Origin of the sequence: Haloarcula onubensis, assembly GCF_031624605.1 — an archaeon.
GTDB lineage: Archaea > Halobacteriota > Halobacteria > Halobacteriales > Haloarculaceae > Haloarcula > Haloarcula onubensis.
The window spans coordinates 300,927-318,237 of the sequence record NZ_JAMQOS010000003.1; the positions used below are offsets into that span (position 1 = coordinate 300,927).

Annotated in this window: 12 protein-coding genes; 8 read left to right on the top strand and 4 right to left on the bottom strand. The window is 68.3% G+C overall.

What is annotated here, in order from left to right; all coding sequences use genetic code 11:
- Nucleotides 1-125 precede the first annotated feature (125 nt).
- The 3 genes from NDI86_RS10975 to glmS all read right to left on the bottom strand — a co-directional run bounded on the left by NDI86_RS10975 (nucleotide 126) and on the right by glmS (nucleotide 5,801).
- Entirely contained in the window at nucleotides 126-1,811 is a 1,686-nt protein-coding gene (locus NDI86_RS10975) for a DUF7343 domain-containing protein (RefSeq protein WP_310900468.1), read from the bottom strand.
- 409 nt (nucleotides 1,812-2,220) lie between these two features.
- Nucleotides 2,221-3,984 (bottom strand): asparagine synthase-related protein, encoded by a 1,764-nt coding sequence (locus NDI86_RS10980; RefSeq protein WP_310900469.1) that lies wholly within the window; start codon nucleotides 3,982-3,984, stop codon nucleotides 2,221-2,223.
- On the bottom strand, nucleotides 3,984-5,801 hold the full coding sequence (gene glmS / locus NDI86_RS10985; RefSeq protein WP_310900470.1) for a glutamine--fructose-6-phosphate transaminase (isomerizing): 1,818 nt from the start codon (nucleotides 5,799-5,801) through the stop codon (nucleotides 3,984-3,986). Before glmS ends, NDI86_RS10980 begins: the two co-directional genes overlap by 1 nt.
- 310 nt (nucleotides 5,802-6,111) lie before the next feature.
- On the opposite strand from glmS, the gene NDI86_RS10990 reads away from it, so the two are divergent.
- From NDI86_RS10990 to NDI86_RS11025, 8 genes are all read left to right on the top strand, one after another.
- The gene (locus tag NDI86_RS10990) at nucleotides 6,112-6,936 is read left to right on the top strand and encodes a DsbA family protein (protein WP_310900471.1); all 825 of its coding nucleotides are present in this window, start codon (nucleotides 6,112-6,114) and stop codon (nucleotides 6,934-6,936) included.
- Nucleotides 6,937-7,393: 457 nt separating this feature from the next.
- Nucleotides 7,394-8,746 carry a nucleotide sugar dehydrogenase gene (locus NDI86_RS10995; protein WP_310900472.1) on the top strand — a complete coding sequence of 451 codons (1,353 nt, stop codon included), beginning with the start codon at nucleotides 7,394-7,396 and terminating at the stop codon, nucleotides 8,744-8,746.
- 1 nt (nucleotide 8,747) lies between these two features.
- Nucleotides 8,748-9,776, top strand: coding sequence for a glycosyltransferase family 2 protein (locus NDI86_RS11000; RefSeq protein ID WP_310900473.1), 1,029 nt, complete (start codon nucleotides 8,748-8,750; stop codon nucleotides 9,774-9,776).
- Nucleotides 9,773-10,846: a DUF354 domain-containing protein gene (locus tag NDI86_RS11005; protein WP_310900474.1), complete on the top strand. Its 1,074-nt coding sequence runs from the start codon at nucleotides 9,773-9,775 to the stop codon at nucleotides 10,844-10,846. Before NDI86_RS11000 ends, NDI86_RS11005 begins: the two co-directional genes overlap by 4 nt.
- A gap of 4 nt (nucleotides 10,847-10,850) precedes the next feature.
- Nucleotides 10,851-11,783 carry a glycosyltransferase family 4 protein gene (locus NDI86_RS11010; RefSeq protein ID WP_310900475.1) on the top strand — a complete coding sequence of 311 codons (933 nt, stop codon included), beginning with the start codon at nucleotides 10,851-10,853 and terminating at the stop codon, nucleotides 11,781-11,783.
- Nucleotides 11,780-13,774, top strand: coding sequence for a hypothetical protein (locus NDI86_RS11015; RefSeq protein WP_310900476.1), 1,995 nt, complete (start codon nucleotides 11,780-11,782; stop codon nucleotides 13,772-13,774). Before NDI86_RS11010 ends, NDI86_RS11015 begins: the two co-directional genes overlap by 4 nt.
- Nucleotides 13,775-13,998: 224 nt before the next feature.
- Nucleotides 13,999-14,709: a helix-turn-helix domain-containing protein gene (locus tag NDI86_RS11020; RefSeq protein ID WP_310900477.1), complete on the top strand. Its 711-nt coding sequence runs from the start codon at nucleotides 13,999-14,001 to the stop codon at nucleotides 14,707-14,709.
- A 437-nt stretch (nucleotides 14,710-15,146) separates the two neighbouring features.
- Nucleotides 15,147-16,622, top strand: coding sequence for a right-handed parallel beta-helix repeat-containing protein (locus NDI86_RS11025; protein WP_310900478.1), 1,476 nt, complete (start codon nucleotides 15,147-15,149; stop codon nucleotides 16,620-16,622).
- A gap of 78 nt (nucleotides 16,623-16,700) precedes the next feature.
- Here the strand turns inward: NDI86_RS11025 and NDI86_RS11030 are convergent, their stop codons facing one another.
- On the bottom strand, nucleotides 16,701-17,276 hold the full coding sequence (locus NDI86_RS11030) for a metal-dependent hydrolase (protein WP_310900479.1): 576 nt from the start codon (nucleotides 17,274-17,276) through the stop codon (nucleotides 16,701-16,703).
- Between the last annotated feature and the right edge of the window lie 35 nt (nucleotides 17,277-17,311).

The following is a 17,311-nucleotide window of genomic DNA, read 5'->3' on the forward strand; positions in this document are numbered from 1 at the left end:
CAGTGCCCCGGCTGTCGGCTACTCGCGTCCCGCACGGTGTCGGGGCCCTGTGGCGGGTCTGGCACCGAAGATGCCACTGTGAGACCGGTCGTACGGACGCGGCCGGCAGGGGGCGTCGACGCGGGTCAGATGCCGCCCGAGACGGCCCCGTTGGGGGGTGACAACCCGGTGTCGGTGCGTGGGTCGGAGGTTACCACCGCGGGCTGGGCGTGTTCGAGGCAGACCAGGTTCTCACGACCGAGGCGGAGCTTCGTGATTTCTCCGTCGTCGGCTTTCTTCGAGAGGACCCGGCTCACCTTCGACTTCGACCAGTCGGTGGTCTCGACGATGTGGCTCTGTTTCATCCGCCCGTCCTCGGCTCGGAGCATCTCCCCGACGAGCTCCGAGTCGGTGACCAGGCCGTCGTCGGAGCGCGCTTCGACGACCGCCGCTGCGGACGTGGGGCTCGCGTCCCCGCCGGTGTCCTCGTCGCCAGGCCCCGCATCCGCCGTGTCTGTGACTACCTCGCTCTCGGTCGTCGCCTGCCGTCCCACGACCGCGTCCTCGACTCCCCGGACGCGGTCGACGGCGTTGCTGATGTAGCCACGGCGAATGGACGGCACCAGCAACCCGGTACAGACGAGCGTGCCCCCGAGCGCGGATAGCCACACCAGCGTCAGTCGACTGGTCGGGTCCGTGCCGAGCGTCGACTCGACGCCGTCGCTCAGGTAGTCGCCGTCGGAGTCGACGGTCGTCGGGTCGGTCCCGAGTCGCTGCTCGCGGCCGTCGGTGAGGCCGTCGCCGTCGCTATCGGGGTTCAGGAGCGCGGTCCCGACCGCTACTTCGCGGCCGTCGGCGAGGCCGTCGCCGTCGGTGTCGGCGGCCAGCGGGTCGCTACTCCGTTCTAGTTCGCTGCCGTCGGAGAGGCCGTCGCCGTCGGTGTCTCCGCTCAGCGGGTCGCTCCCGATGGCCGTCTCGCGGCTGTCGCTGAGCCCGTCGTCGTCGGTGTCCGACTTCGTGGGGTCCGTTCCGAGTTGCTGTTCGCGGCCGTCGGCGAGGCCGTCGCTGTCCGTGTCCGTGGCCAGGGGGTCGCTCCCGAGGTCACGTTCGGTGCCGTCGCCCACGCCGTCCCCGTCGGTGTCTGCAAGCGTCGGGTCGGTCCCTGCGGCGAGTTCCGCCCCGTCGAGGACCCCGTCACCGTCGGTGTCCGGTGCGGTCGCGTTGTAGCCGGCGGCGACCTCGACGTCGTCGGTAATCCCGTCGCCGTCCGTGTCCGCCGCGGTCGGCGACGTCTCGTACTCGAACAGCTCCCGGGCGTCGGAGAGCCCGTCACCGTCCGTGTCCGCCGCGACAATCGAGGTGTTGTACGCCGTGGCTTCGACCCCGTCGGTGATGCCGTCGCCGTCCGTGTCGTTCGCCGTGAGGTCCGCACCGAGGCGTACTTCCGCCGCGTTGTTGAGGCCGTCCCGGTCGGCGTCGTCGAGGCGCGAGAGCGGCTGTAAGGTGTAGGACTCGTTGTCGATAACCTCGCCCGGGGACCCGTCCCAGAGGGAGATGTCGACCCCCGTCGACCGCTCGGTCGCGTTCCGCGAAATCTCGAAGGAGACGGTCGTCTCGTTGCCCAGCGCGCGACACGTCGTGGTGCCGTTGTGAGAGAGACAGACGGTAGACTCGTTGCTGGCTGACGCCGTCTCGACGCTCAGGAGATACGTCTCGACGGTCAGCCCCTGGGAGGTGTGCCGCCAGACGTACGTGGTGTTTCCGATGGTGTCCGCCGTGTGCGTGTGACCCACTGACGCTATCGACCCGGTCGTCTCGTTTCCGTGGTCCACTGTCGTCTCCGAACCGGCCGCGACCCCGGTAGACAACAGCAAGACCACCGATACCCCTAACAGAATAGTTACCAGACGCTTCACCTTTGACCCAGACATACTTGCGAGTCAATCTCGCGTTTTACGGATATCACTTACGGCCGCGTCCGCTATCCGTCAGACACGTAGCAGATGACGCAAAAACTGTTTAATTAACAGCATCAAACGCGGAAAATGTGTTTAATTGTCCGTTAACGGCCAGCTGACGAACGCACCGTAATTTACAACCGGACTAATATCGAAAACTACCGCGAACGCGCCATTACCAGTCAACGTCCGGATGCGACCGTGGTCCGAGTTGTCGACACACTGGACCGCCAGTACGCCCGAGACGGCTAGCTGTTCATGGGCGGTAGAGACGACGCGACGGTCAGCTCTGCCCACGCCGACCCGGCACCGACTCGTGGTCGCCGTCGAACGCGACGAGCGTACAGGGATCGACGGCGTCCTGCGCGCCGGTCGACTCCAGCCAGGTGGAGATGTCGTTGATGCGGAGTTTGAGCCGCCAGGGGAGCTCCTGGACGTCGGGACAGCCGTCGAATATCTCCCGGTCGAGGTCGGACTGCTCGTACAGCCGCTCGCGGTCGGGCCACGGCCCGTCGTACCCGGAGACGAACGGCATGGCCCGCCGCAGGAAGTTGTCTATCTGGTTGAACGTGTAGGAGTCGTGGGGTCTGTCCGGCGGGCGGTGGTGGAGGATGTCGCCGTCGAGCTTCCGAAGCGCCTTGATGTAGGTCTGTGTGGTCCGTCTCTCCGGCGGCGTGGCGAGGTGCCACTCGATGAGCTCAGCGTCCAGGGAGACACAGGACTCGATGAACTGGTCGCACAACTGGAACCGGAACGGCCGCGAGGGCTGGTTCAGCATGCCGAACAGGGCCATCCCGTCGTGGAGGTTGTCGAAGCGGTGGTCCCAGCGGTCAAGCACCTCCTCGACGCGGCGGTTGAGGAACGCCTTGCCGGACTCCTCGACGACGATGCCGTCCCGGGACAGGCACTCGGCGGCGGGCAGGTAGCCGAACTTCTGGGCGAAGTGGCTCGTGACGTCCGGGTCCGGGTCGATGCGGTACGGCGGGCACTTGCGGTCGAACAGTTCAACGCCGCTTATCGGCTGGAAGTGGCCCCGCATGACGGTATCGGCCAGCCCGCCGTGGTAGATGGTCCGGACGTCGAGCTGGTCCATGTAGCCGGCGTGGTGGATGTGTAGCGACTCCATGATGCCGTGTCCGTACCTGACCGTCTCGAGGTCCGTGTTCAGGTACCGCTCGTCGGCCGTGAGCGTCCGGTGGCGGATACCGTACTGGCTCGCGAGCTTCTCCGCCACCGACAGTTCGGCGCTGTCCCGCTCGCCGACGGTGTAGGCCGTCTCCAGGTCCGAGATGCCGGCCAGTATCGTCCGGGAATCGTACCCGCCGCTCAGGAGGACGCCCTTCTTGCCCGGGAGGTCGTCGCGGCGTTCGAGCGCCCGGCGAAGCCGTTCGGCCAGCTCCGTGGCGTAGTCGAACTCCCGGGGGTCGTAGACGAACCGTCCGAGCTCACCCGTTCCCGTGGCCGACACCCAGCTGTCGAACGGGACGCGCCTGACCTGCTCGAGCACCGTCCGGTCGTCGAACACGATGCCGAAGTACAGGAACTCGAGCAGGGGTTCGTACTCGACCGTCGGGGCGGGGACCGCCGCGGCGACAGTCGCCGGGTCCGTCCCGAACACGCGCGCGCCCTGCGTGTCGGCGTAGTAGCACTCGCGGCTCCGGACGCTGTCCGTCGCGACGATGCCGCCCCGGTCGTCGTGGTCGGCGACCGCGACGAAGGAGCCGTTCAGCGCGCTCAGTGCCTCGGGGCCGCGTCGGCCGTACTCCTCGAGCAGCCACGACGCCGGCTGGTCGCCGTCGATAGACCGCGGATACACCTCGCCCCAGAGCACACAGGCGCCGTCGTCGGTTTCACACGCTGTCGTCCGGCCCGGAACGCCGAGTTCCGAACTCCGGACACCGACGGTCAGGTTCGGGCCCGAGACGAGGCGGTCGAACGCCGCCGGCGACCGGAACTGCTCGAAGGTCCGGCGGCCGCCGAAGACGCCGAACAGCTCCTTGTTCATCGGTCGGACGTCCCGTTCGACGGCTGTCAGCTCCGGGGTCATCACTGGACGGTGACGCTCTTGGCGAGGTTCCGCGGTTTGTCTATCGAGCGGTCCAGTTCCTTCGCGGTGTGGTAGGCAAACAGCTGCAACTGGACGTTCGCGAGGAGGTTCTGACACACCGGATGCGTGTCCGGGACGGTGAGATAGATATCAGACGCCGCCTCGCCGGGGCCGCCCGCCGGCCCGACGCCGATTATCTCGGCCCCGCGCGTCCTGGCCTCCATCGCGTTGGTGACCGTCTGTCCGGCCTCCTCGCCGGTGAACACACCCACGACTGGCGTCTCGGGCGTGACGAGCGCGAGCGGGCCGTGTTTCAACTGCCCGGCCGCGAACCCCTCGGCGTGCTCGTAGGTTATCTCCTTGAACTTCAGGGCGCCTTCGAGCGCGACCGACTGGCTCATCCCCCGGCCGATAAAGAAGTACGCGTCGTACTCCAGCAGCCGCGTCGCCAGGTCGCTCGCCCGACTGGACGTGACGACCTGCTCTACGTGTTCGGGAATCCGCTCCAACGCCGTCAGGAGTTCGGGGAGGTCGTCGCGGGGGGTCGCCCCGGGGAGGTCCGCCGCCAGTTGCTGTGCGAGCAGCGTCAGCGTGACCACCTGGGACGTGAAGGTCTTGGTCGCGGCGACGCCGATTTCCGGTCCGGCACGGATGAAGAGGCTCTCGTCGGCCTCGCGCGCGGCCGTCGACCCGACGACGTTCGTGACCGTCATCGTCGCGGCCCCACGCTCGTTCGCCGTCCGAAGCGCCGACAGCGTGTCCGCCGTCTCGCCGCTCTGGGTGACCGGGACGACGAGCGTCGTCTCCGAGACCGGCCCCGCGGTCTTCGCGTACTCGCTGGCCCGGAACACACGCGTCCGAACGCCGACGTCGGAGAGCATCCGCGCCCCGATGAGCGCCGCGTGATAGGACGTGCCACAGGCGACGAAGTGGACGTCCGCGACGCCGTCGAGAACCCCGGTGTCGAGTTCCTCGAGGCGGACGCCCCGCTTGTCGTCGGCAATCCGCCCGCGGGTGGTCTTGCCGAGAGAGGCTGGCTGACTGTGTATCTCCTTGAGCATGAAGTGGTCGAAGGTGCCCTTGCCGACCTCCTCGGAGTTCCAGTCGACGCGCTCGCGCCGCCGCTCGACGGGACTGGCGTCGGCGTCGAACACCTGGGCACCGTCTGGCTCCGCGACCACGACGTCGCCGTCCTCGAGGTAGACGATGTCGCGCGTGTGCTCGATGAACGCGGGGATGTCGCTCGCGAGGTAGCAGGCGTCGTCGTCGACGCCCAGCACGAGCGGCGACCCGGCCCGGGTCGCGTAGACGCGGTCCTCGCCCTCCACGACGGCGGCGATGGCGTAGCTCCCCTCGAGCCGGTCGACCGCGCGTCGAAACGCCGTCAGCGTCTCGTCCGCCTGGCCGAGGAAGTGCTCGACGAGGTGCGGGACGACCTCCGTGTCGGTGTCGCTCGTGAACTCGTAGCCCCGTTCGCTGAGGAAGCCTCGCAGTTCCGCGTGGTTCTCGATGATGCCGTTGTGGACGACGGCCACCGTCCCGCCGTCGCTCGTGTGTGGATGGGCGTTCGCGTCGGTCGGCGGCCCGTGTGTGCTCCAGCGGGTGTGGCCGATGCCGACCGACCCGGCGGGCGCCGCGGCCTGAATCTCGTCGCGAACGTCGGCCACCTCGCCCGCGTGCTTGTGGACGGCGATGCCGGCGTCGTGCTGGACGGCGACGCCCGCGGAGTCGTAGCCGCGGTACTCCAGGCGTTCGAGGCCGTCGACGAGGGCCCCGACGGCGTCGTCCGGGCTGGCACGAGCGATGATACCACACATCAGCGACCACCTCCGGTCGCGGCGATGTGACTGTCACAACCCGACGCTGCGTGTGGCTGGGCGGTTCCGTACTCGGCGCGACTGGACGGTGGTGATGGCGTGCTTGCGGTCATATGTCTCTCACCCACGCCCGTCAGGAGGGGCAGGGCTCGTCCGAACCGTGGTTCGTATGGGCCATTCCTATACAGGGACTAAGCGGGAGGGTGGCTGAGTCGGCCGTCTGGCCGCGTTCGGTCGCAGTGGCGGCACGCTTCGCACCGCGTCGCTTACCGGCTCAATAATGAACCGGATACCAGTCGATGCACGGACGATGCCAGACCAGACGTCACGACGACGCTTCGTCGCCGCGCTCGCGACGGGGTCGGCCGTCTCCACCACCGGCTGTGCGAGCCTCGTCAACGCAGCCGACGGCGCACGCGCGTCGAAACGGCCCGAGACAACGACCGATTCACACTCTCCACCGCCCGATACCACCCCGACGGAGCGCCGAACCGACCAGTCACCGTCGTCACCCACCGATACGGGGTGGTCGGCCGACGACGTAGAGATAACCCGACCCGAGCTATCGTTTGGCTCCGTCGCGGTCCCCGACGACACCGCCTCCCCGACGATGGGCGAGGCGACGGCGACGGTCACCGTCTACGGCAACTGGAAGTGCCCCTACACGCGCGAGTTCGTCCTGACCCAGCTCCCGGGGCTCGCCGACGACTTCGTCCGTCCCGGCGACGTGTCGGTCCGGTTCCGGGCGCTCGCCTACCGCGGCGGCGACCCGTTTCTGGGGGCCGACGCGCCGCAGTCGGCCCGGGCCGGACTGGCGGTCTGGGAGACCGACCCCGAGGCGTTCTGGACGTACTTCGCCACCGTGTTCGTCAACCAGCCCCAGGAGCGCTACGAGTGGGGGACGCCCGACCTCCTCGCCCGGTTCGCCGCGGCCGCCGGCGTCGACGACCCGACCGCCGTTCGCCGTGCGGCGGCGGGCGAGGCGTACGAGTCGCGGCTCCGGCAGACCGTCGCGAGCGCGACGGAACACGGCATCTGGTCCGTGCCCAGGGTCGAGTACGACGGGGCCGTCACCGCGCCGACGCTCGACCCCGCGAACACCCGCGAACAGTTCGAAACCGCGGCCGAGCACTGAGGACGCGCTGTTCGGCCTCCACGAGTGTCCATAGCCGGCGGCCGTCCGGCCCGACGCTTCTCGATACGCCGCTTCATCCCGTCGTCGCTGACGGGGGAGTCCAGCAGCTGTTCGGGTTACTTAACGGAGATTTAAGCAGTACGACCCGCGCTTCACGAGCCGGAGACGCCGACGTACTGGCCGGTACAGGGCTTGCACCGAGCTACTCCCCTGGCGAGGCGACTGGGAGCAGTGGCGACCGGCCGACGCTCGGACGAGCGTCTCCGGACCCGCTTAGGGAGTTGGGAAGCGACTGGCCGCTTCGGCCGTTTTCGCCGCCGGACCGGCCTCGAACCTCGCGTTTCCTCGCTCGAAATCCCTCGAAGCGCTTACCCGGCGTATAGGAATGCCCCCACAGGGCCGTGGTGTGGACGAGAACAGCCCGTCCGGTGGCACGGGCTGGTGACCGGTGAACTCCATGAACCCACTCCAACGCACGCAGACACCAGACGGCAAGGCGTCGACCGAGAACCACAGCGACATCATCCCCGAGGAGACGACCGTCTGTGTCGTCGGGCTGGGATACGTCGGACTACCGCTCGCGGTCCGGTTCGACGAGTCCGGCTACGACGTCATCGGCTACGACATCTCGGCGGAGACGGTCGACCGTCTCGACGAGGGCATCGACACGACCGGGGACCTCGGTGACGCGGCCATCGCGGACGGCGAGGTGACGTTCACGACCGACCCCGCGACCATCGAAGCGGCGTCGTACGTCCTCGTCACCGTCCCGACGCCTATCGACGAGACCCACGACCCGAAACTCGACTACGTCGAGAGCGCGGCCGAGACGGTCGGACAGCACATGACGGCGGAGACGACGGTAATCCTCGAATCCACCGTCTACCCCGGCGCGACCCGAGAAGTGATGGGGCCCGCGCTCGAGGCCGCGTCCGGACTCGACTGCGGCGAGGAGTTCTCCGTCGGCTACTCCCCCGAGCGGGCGAACCCCGGCGACGAGGACCACGGGCTCCGCAACGTCGTGAAAATCGTCAGCGGACAGACCGACGCCGTCACCGAGGACGTCGCGACGCTGTACGACCACGTCGTCGACGCTGGCGTCCACCGCGCGCCGTCGATGGCGGTCGCCGAGGCAGCGAAGGTCGTCGAGAACGTCCAGCGGGACGTCAACATCGGCCTCGTCAACGACCTCGCCAAGACCTTCGAACGGCTCGACATCGACACGGAGGCGGTCCTCTCGGCGGCCGGGACGAAGTGGAACTTCCACGACTACCGTCCGGGACTCGTCAGCGGCCACTGCATCCCGGTCGACCCGTACTTCTTGCTGCACCGGGCGAAACAGGCGGGGGCCAGCCCGGACCTCATCGAGGCCAGTCGGTCGGTCAACGAGTCGATGCCGAAACACGTCGCCGACCTGATGGTCAAGGCGCTGACCGAGGCCGGGCGGCCGCTTGCCGACGCCCGCGTGCTGGTCGCCGGGCTGACCTACAAGGCCGACGTCGCGGACATCCGCAACGCCAAAATCGGCGCCGTAATCGAGGAACTCCGCGAGTACGGCATCGAGGTCGTCGGGTACGACCCGCTCCTCTCCGACGAGACCATCGCGGCCCACCTCGACATCGAGAGCCGGGAGAGACTCTCCTTCGAAGGTGTAGACGGCCTGTTGCTGGGGAGCGCCCACGAGGACCTGCGGGAGCTCAACCCGAACATCGTCGCGGCCGAGATGGCGAAACCGCCGGCCATCGTCGACGTCAACGGCATCTTCGACGTGACAGACGTCTCCGACGAGGTCGCCTACAGGAGGGTCTGAGATGTACCGCGGGAAGACGGTCGGGGTCGTCCTGCCGGCGTACAACGAGGCCGCCCACATAGCGGGGGTCATCGAGTCGCTCCCGGCGTACGTCGACCGGGTGTACGCCATCGACGACTGCTCGACCGACGAGACGTTCGACGTGATTTCGGCGTACGCCGCCGAGAGCGACCAGCCGGTGGTCACGGTCGACGGGACGACGGGTGAAGCGAGCCAGCGGCGGGTACGGTCGGACGGACACGGCGGGGCGGCCACGCAGATTATCCCCGTCCAGCACACCGTCAACCGGGGTGCCGGGGCGACGCTCAAGACGGGCTACATGCTCTCGGCCCGGGACGGGATGGACGCCACCGTCACCATCGACGCGGACGGCCAGATGGACCCGGACCAGATGTCCCGGCTGCTCGACCCGCTCGTCGAGGGGCGGGCCGGGTTCGCGAAGGGCAACAGGCTCGCCGACGCCAGCACCGCGAGCGGGATGCCCCCCTTCCGGCTGCTGGGCAACGGGCTGTTGACCCTGCTGATGAAGCCCGCGAGCGGGTACTGGGGGCTCCGCGACCCGCAGAACGGCTACACCGCCATCTCGCTCGACGCACTCGAGTCCATCGACATCGAGGCCATCCCCGACGACCACGACTACCCCAACGACCAGCTCACCCGCCTGAGCGCCGCCGGCGTCACGGTGGCCGACGTGCCGATGCCGGCCATCTACGGCGAGGAGGAGAGCACCATCCAGTTTACCGACTTCGTCCGGCAGACCTCCGCGACGATACTGGCGGCGTTCCTCTGGCGGCTCCACAGACTCGTCCGGGGCGGGCAGTCACACCTGCCGGCGCTGTACACCGCGGGCGTCGTCGGCGTCCTCGCCGGTGTCGTCCTCGCCGGACTGGTGGCCCTCGCCGGTCTGTTACCCGGGCGACTCGCCGACAGCTGGTCCGGCGCGGCCACGCTCCTCGGCGCCGGCGGCCTCGCCCTCGGGTTCGCGCTGCGTTCCGACTGGCGAAACGATGCGGGGGTGGTCCGCGAATGAAGGTCGCCGTGACCGTTCAGCACGCCGGCCACGTCCACTTCTTCAAACACGCCATCGCGGCGTTGCGCAGACGCGGACACGACGTCCGCGTGTTCGCCCGGGACAACGAGGCCTCCATCGAACTGCTCGAGGCCTGTGCCATCGAGTACGAGGTACTGGCCGGCGAGTCGGACTCGCTGCTCTCGCTCGCGGCCACACAAGGCGTCTACGAGGCGCGCCTGCTCCGGCGAGCGCTCGCGTTCGAGCCGGACGTGCTGACGGCCATCGGCGGCGTCGCCGTCGCCCACGTCGCCCCGCTCGTCGGCGCCCGCAGCGTCGTGTTCTACGACACCGAACACGCGACCATCATCCGGCGGCTGGCCTTCCCGTTCGCGGACACCGTCTGTACGCCCGACTGTTTCCGCGACGACGTCGGCGACAAGCAGGTCCGGTACCCGTCGTATCACGAACTCGCCTACCTCCATCCGGAGGCCTTCGAACCGGACGAGGCGATTCTCGACGACGTCGGCGTGGCCCCCGACGACACGGCCGTCCTCGTCAGGCTCGGCGACTGGAGTTCGTCACACGACGTGGGCGCGAGCGGTATCGACGACCCCGCCGACCTCGTCGAGCGACTGGAAGCCGACGGGGCGGCGGTGCTGTTGAGTACCGAGGGCGACCTGCCCGACGGACTGGAATCGCACGGGTTCGACATCGACCCGGGCCGGTTCCACGACCTCCTCTCGGCCGTCGACCTCTACGTCGGCGAGGGCGGGACGACGGCAGCCGAGTGTGCCGTACTGGGGACGCCGGCCGTCTACGTCAGCGACCTCACGCTTGGCTACCTGGACGAACTCGAACACGAGTTCGGCCTCGTGCGAAACTGCGCCGGGGACGACACCGCGTCGGCAGTCGACGCCGCCGTCGCGTTCCTCGACCGGCCGGCCGCGGAGTTCCGGCGACGGCGCGAGGACCTGCTCGCGGCGAAGTCCGACCCGCGCGACACCATCGTCGAACAGATAACCGGGACCCCGGCCGGAGCGACTGCGAGCGCCGACCCGGTCGAGACGCCGGCGAAGCACACGGGGTAATCACGTGCGCGTACTCCACCTGACGACCGGCCGACGCTCCTTCTTCGAGCAGCAGGTCGCCGCGCTGCGGGACAGCGGGGTCGACTGCACGGTGCTCGAAGTGCCCGGGGACTACGCGGCGGACGACCCCCGGTCGGTCGTCGACTACCTCAGGTACTACCCGCAGGTCGTGAACGGGGGGTTGGGCGGATACGACCTCGTCCACGCCAACAACGGCCTGACCGTGCCGTTCGCGCTGGCCCAGCCCACCGGCCCCGTCGTGGCGACGTTCTGGGGGAGCGACCTCATGGGTGAGCGCGGCTGGCTCGGACGGCTGAGCAGGTTCGGCGCGTCGATGGTCGACCGGGTGATTCTGCCCAGCGAGCGGCTGAGCGCGTACGTCGACTGCCCGTACACCCACGTGCCGTTCCCGGTCGACACGGAACTGTTCCGACCGATAGACCGGGCGACCGCGAGAACACACGTCGGCTGGGACCCGGACGAGTCCGTCGTCCTGTTCCCCTACGACCCCGACCGGCCGGAGAAGGACTACGAACGGGCGCGAAACGTCGTCGCCGCGGCCGACACCGACGCAAAACTGCGGACACTAACGGGCAAGTCCCACGCGGAGATGCCCTACTACCTCAACGCGAGCGACGCCGTCCTCGTCACGTCGAAACGCGAGAGCGGGCCGATGGTCGTCCGCGAGGCGGCCGCGTGCAACGTCCCGGTCGTCTCCACCGACGTCGGCTTCGTCGCGGAGACGCTCGCCGACGTGAACCACTCGTTTGTCTGCCGATCCGACCTCGAACTCGCCGGGGCGCTGGAACACGTCCTCGACGCGGCCCAGCGGTCGGCGGCCAGAGACCGGGTTCCCGAACTCGGTCCGGACCAGTTCGGCCGGCGACTGCAACGGGTGTACCGGTCGGTCGCCGAGGAGGCAGTAGTTCCCGCATGAACGTCCAGCGGACCCTCGACCGGTGGCTGCCGACGCGGCTCGACACCGGCGCGGCCGTCCTGGGCCTGTGTCTCGCCGCCCTCATGTTCCCGCTCAGGTTGTTCGCCTCGCAGGTGTACATCGAGACGATTCCGGTGGTGCTCGGAACCGCCTGTCTGCTGTATCTCGCCGCCGGCGTCCGCGACGACCGGGCGGCCACCGGCCTGCCGACGCTGTCGCGCGACGTCCGTCGGCTCCTGCCGATACTCGTCACCGTCTGTGCGAGCGCGCTGGTCGTCGTCGCCGTCGAACACGGCGAGCGGTCGCTGCTGTTCTACGACGTCGCCGGCGTCGCCGGAACGTTGCTGCTCGCCCAGATACTCTTCGTCGACGAGCGGTCGTTCGACCGGACGCGCGTGCTCTGGCAGGTCGTCCTGCTGGCGGCCGTCGTCCGCCTGAGCGCGCTGTACGTCACGCCGGGCCTCGTCGGCATCGACATCTGGACGCACGTCACGCAACTGGCCCACGCCGTCCAGACGAGCGGGAGCGTCGAGGCCATCGCCGACAACAAACACTACACGTCGCCGCTGTATCACCTGCTCGTCGCCGCCACGGCGCTACTTGCGGACGTGCCGCTGCGACTGGGGCTGTACCTCTCGCTCGGGGTCGCGATGCCCGTCGCGCTACTGGCCGTCTACTCGTCGGCGAGCCTGCTCGTCGAACCCCGATGGGCGGCCCTGGCCGCGGCGCTGTTCTCGCTGGGCGACTACGTCATCGAGTGGGGCATCCACCTCATCCCGACCAGCATGGGACTGCTCTTCTTCCTCGCAGTGCTGTACTGGCTGTTGCGGGTGATGCGGACGGGCTATGGCCGGCGCGAGTTCGGCCTGCTGGTCCTGTTCAGCGCGGCCGTCATCCTCACCCACCAGGTGTCCTCGTTCATCATGCTCGTGGTGCTGACCGCGGGCCTGCTGGCCTATCTCGTCCTGAACCACTCGCTGTTCGACCGGTCGCCGCTGGAACCGGACGTGTTCCGGCCGCGCAACCCGCTGAACATCGCCGGCCTGCTGGCGTTCGACGCCGGCTTCATCACCTTTCTCTGGTCGTTTACCCCGTACAACGGCAACTCGTTTCTGGTGACCGTGCTCAGCTACCTCGAGGAGACGCTCGTCTCCAGTGCGGGCGTGCTGAACCTCGCCGGCCAGTCGTCGGGCGGGGGCGGCGGCGCGGCCGCACAGAGCGTGACCCTCGCTCAGACGCTGTCGACGTACGTCGACACGGTCGGCTTTCTCCTGTTGCTGTTTGGCGCGTTCGTCGGCTGTCTGTACGTCGTCAACCGCCACCGCGCCCAGCAGTCCGCGTTCACGCTGCTGGCGGCGTCGGCCGTCATGCTCGTGTTCGTGCTCGGCCTGCCGCTGTTCGGTATCCGGAACTTCATCCCCCAGCGCTGGTTCGCGTTCCTCTACGCGCCGCTGGCGCTGCTTTCGGCCATCGGCATACGGTATCTCGCGACCGAACTGGACCGGCGGCTACTCACGGCCGTCGCCCTCGTGTTCGTGCTCGTGTTCCCGAGCGCGATGGTCATGTCGAGCCACGGCACCGTCGACAACCCCGTGTTCGACGACCAGTCGGCCGCACTGGCGTACTCCGAGGCCGAGATAGACGCCGCCCACACCATCGGCCGGATGACCGGGTCGCCCGGCGGCGACGACCTCCGGCCCGACCAGGTGCTCTACACCGACCACCCGTACCAGACGCTGTTCACGCGGACGGGGTCGTATCCGGCCGACACGGCCCGCATCAACGACACCGAACTCGTCGCCCACGACGTGACCGTCTACCGGACCGAACAGACGACGTCGGCGACGTACTTCCTGAACCGCAACGACGTCGGCGAGAGCCGCAACGTCCCGGAAGACCGAATCTGCCGGTCGAACCAGGCGGTGCTCTACACGAACGCCGACGTGGAACTGTGCGTCGAACCGCCCGCGACGGACACACCGGTCGGGTAGCGAGCGCAGATGTATCTGTCGAGACTGGCCTGGGCGATACAGTCCCCGATACGTCGCCGATTTCCGCGCGCTCGGACGCGCGCAGAGACACGCGTCGAGAGGGTTGCGAGGAACCCGGCAGCGGGTCGTGTCCCGGGGAGGCGCTCGTACCCAGTCCGGCGGACCGTGCAGCGACCGTTCCCGACAGAGACACGACGAACGGGAAACGCGGTGAGACAGCCGTAGTGGGACCACCGCCAGACCCAGAAGGGGAGGGTGGACACACCGGTCCCGACCCCCCGTTACGGACGCTCCGGGGTGAGTTTACCCTCACGCACGCCGATATCGCACTGACACAGGCGACGGCGGCCGTCCCCGGCGTCACCGTCCGTCCGGAGCAAGTCGTCGCGGACGGGGCCGAGACAGTGCTCGTGTTTACTGTCCAGGGCGACGAACTCGACACGTTCGAGCAGGCACTGGAATCCTCGGAGCGTGTCCTGGAGCTTCTCCTCCTGAGCGACGACGCAGACGGTCGCTGTTACCGGGCGACGCTCGGCGGCGAGGTGCTCGCCGTCTCGACGATACTGACCCGTATCGGCGTTCGGCTCCTCGACGTGGTCGGGTCGGAGGGCGAGTGGAACGTCCGTGCGCAGTTCCGGTCGCGGGAGCTGTTCCTGCAGCTTCGGGACTACTGTGGCGCCCACGACATCGCCTTTCGGCTCCGCCGCCTGAGCCGGGACGACGGCGAGGCCGACTGGCGTCTCAGCGGCCTGACCCCCGAGCAGTGGGACACACTCCGACAGGCCCACGAGGCGGGGTATTTCAACGTCCCGCGTGAGATCACACAGTCGGAACTGGCCGACCGGCTCGGCGTCTCCCCGTCGGCCGTCTCCCAGCGGCTCCGCCGTGCGATGAGTCAGCTCATCGACGCACAGCTACCGACCGACGACTCGTGAGCGGCACCCGCGCACCGGGCAGTGCGGTAGACTGGCGACGGTCCCGAACGTGACTCTCTCCCGCGCGACCTTCCCGAGGCCGGATACCGACCGAGTACAGTTCGGTGCAGCTGCAAGCGCCTTCTCCCCGCGTTTCAGCGGTTTTAACTCGCCATTAAGATTCAGAGTATGGAGGTGCTACGATTGTCGAATCTCGCATTAAATAATGTAATTATCGGTGACAGATTACTTAATACCTGCAATCAGCCAGCTAAACGCTATTCCCTGACCAGTCCAGCCATCTACGTAGATTCACCGTGCCACGTAACTCTCCTGCCGACACCGATGCGAGCGAACAGCCCCGGTCGAGTTCCGGACCGGAAGGGGGCCCGACGCTGGGCCGGCGAAGCGTGCTTCAGAGTATCGCGACTACGGCGCTTGGGGGGACACTCGCTGCCGTGACCGGGCGCGCGACGGCGTCGAGGACTGCGGACCGACTCGACCAGTACCGCGAGGAGTTCGGGACGGTAATCGACGTCGTCGAAGCGGGCGCGGACGACACCGGCACCGAATCCATCGTCGAGACGCTCCGGGACTGCCGGGGGGACGACACGCTGCTGGTCTTCCCGCCGGGGGAGTATTACATGGACGAGCAGGTGCGCTTTACCGGCTTCGAGACGTTCGGGCTCGTCGGTACCGACGCGACGCTCGTCCCGGCGGACTACCACACTTTCGACGGCCCGCAGTACCGCCTGTTCAGGCTGGGGGTCGGCTACAACCCCGGGAACCGGCTCGTCTTCGACGGCTTCGACGTCGACCAGACCGCACCCGAGACGGGCATCCGCGTCATCGACACCGTCGTCGGGGACGGGCTCGAAGTCAGAGACATCGCGGTTCACGGCGAACACGACAGCGGGACGTGGGGCCCCGGTCGGTTCGCTATCTCCGACCCGAACGGGACCGGCCTCGTCGAGCGGTTCGACGTCCCGGACGGCGGTGCGTGGGAAGACGAGACGCCGAACGCGGGCAACATCTGGCGCGGCCCGACGGGCCTGCTCGCCAACTCGAACAGCGGGCGGCTCACCTTCCGCGACTGCGTCGTGGGCGCGTTCCCGGACAACGGGCTGTACGCGTCCGGCGGCGACGGCGTCATCGAGGTCGACGGCGGCCACTTCTCGAACAGCAACGCCGCGTCGCTTCGCGTCGGCGGCGACGGCAGCAGTATCGACGGTGCGACCGTCGTCGTCGACCAGAACCGCCCGCGAGACGAGTCACACCGGGCCGTCCGTCTGGAGAACGGCGGCGACATCCGCGTCGAGAACGTGACCGTCCGGAACACCGCACCGCTCCCGAACAGCTTCGCTATCTCGGTCATGGGCTCCTGTACCTCGGCCTGGATAGAGAACGCGGACATCCACATCTCGGGCGACGAAGTGACCAACGCCGTGGTCACCGCCCCGGACTGTGGCGAGGTCACGTTCGTCGACTCCCACGTCGAGATGGACACCCCCGGCGGGTTCGGCATCGAGATAAACGACGGCGACAACTCCGGACAGGTACTGCTCGAGTACGTCGACTTCGTCGGCAGCGTAGGCGACGAAATCGCGAAGGCCGCCGTTCGCTGTGACCGCGACGACGTCCGGCTCGGCGCCGTCAACGTCGACCAGCCCGGCGGGTCGCAGCGACGCGCCGTGGTGAACACGGGCGACGACGTCACGATTTACAGGGGGGACTACGTCGCCAGCGAGTACCCGATTATCGACCTCGGAGACGGGACACACGTCGAGGATATCTACGCCAACTCCTACGCCGACGTCGAGGCCTACTGTCTCTACCCCGAGAGCGCCAACGTCTACCTCAAGCAAAACAGGCTCCGCGGCGGCATCAAGGACCACGGCTGTGACGACCTCAGGACCGTCGGGAACGAGTTCTGAGACGGCGTCTCCGACCCGACACGTCGCTCCCCGCCGATACCCCGGCGCTCGTGTCCAGTTCGCCCGTGTACTGGCCGGTCAGCTACCATCCGGCGACCCGACTCCCGGCACGAATCCCGCTCCGGGGCAGTCGTCGACGACCCACACCGCCAGCGCGGTGCCGAGCAACGCGAGTTCAAGCCCCAGGAACAGCATCCCCCGGGGCGTCGTCAGGAAGGCGAGGAAGCGCACGAGGTAGTACCGGAAGTTGTCGAGGAACCCGCCGTGGCCGCCGCTCTCGATGACGACGAGCGGCCAGACGTACGCCTCGGGGCGCAGCGGATTCCCGACGACGAGCTGGTAGAGGGCGTCGGCGGGGACGTGTGCGGCGTAGGCGACGCAGAACGCCGTGCCGGCCGCCAGCCGCCCCAGCCAGCCGGTGAGGAGCAATACGACGGCACAGAGCGTCGCCACGGTGAACACGGAGTGAGCGACGGAGACGCCGCTGGGGAAGACGGCGACCGTCCACGCGAGCGGTTTGTCGACGAGGTCGGGGAACAGCGCCCCGACGGCGACGGCGACAGCCGCGAGCGGTCCCGGTGACTCCCCGTGCCGAAGGTGGACGTAGCCCGAGTACAGCAGGTAGCCGACGGCGACGTGTTCCCACGGCCACATCGGTCAGACCCCGGGCGTCCGCGGCGACGGTCGCC

Bases quoted from the DNA above. Each gene is read 5' to 3' on its own strand.
- NDI86_RS10980 (WP_310900469.1), bottom strand. From the start codon at position 3,984: ATGACCCCGGAGCTGACAGCCGTCGAACGGGACGTCCGACCGATGAAC.
- glmS (WP_310900470.1), bottom strand. From the start codon at position 5,801: ATGTGTGGTATCATCGCTCGTGCCAGCCCGGACGACGCCGTCGGGGCC.
- NDI86_RS10990 (WP_310900471.1), top strand. From the start codon at position 6,112: ATGCCAGACCAGACGTCACGACGACGCTTCGTCGCCGCGCTCGCGACG.
- NDI86_RS10995 (WP_310900472.1), top strand. From the start codon at position 7,394: ATGAACCCACTCCAACGCACGCAGACACCAGACGGCAAGGCGTCGACC.
- NDI86_RS11000 (WP_310900473.1), top strand. From the start codon at position 8,748: ATGTACCGCGGGAAGACGGTCGGGGTCGTCCTGCCGGCGTACAACGAG.
- NDI86_RS11005 (WP_310900474.1), top strand. From the start codon at position 9,773: ATGAAGGTCGCCGTGACCGTTCAGCACGCCGGCCACGTCCACTTCTTC.
- NDI86_RS11015 (WP_310900476.1), top strand. From the start codon at position 11,780: ATGAACGTCCAGCGGACCCTCGACCGGTGGCTGCCGACGCGGCTCGAC.
- NDI86_RS11030 (WP_310900479.1), bottom strand. From the start codon at position 17,276: ATGTGGCCGTGGGAACACGTCGCCGTCGGCTACCTGCTGTACTCGGGC.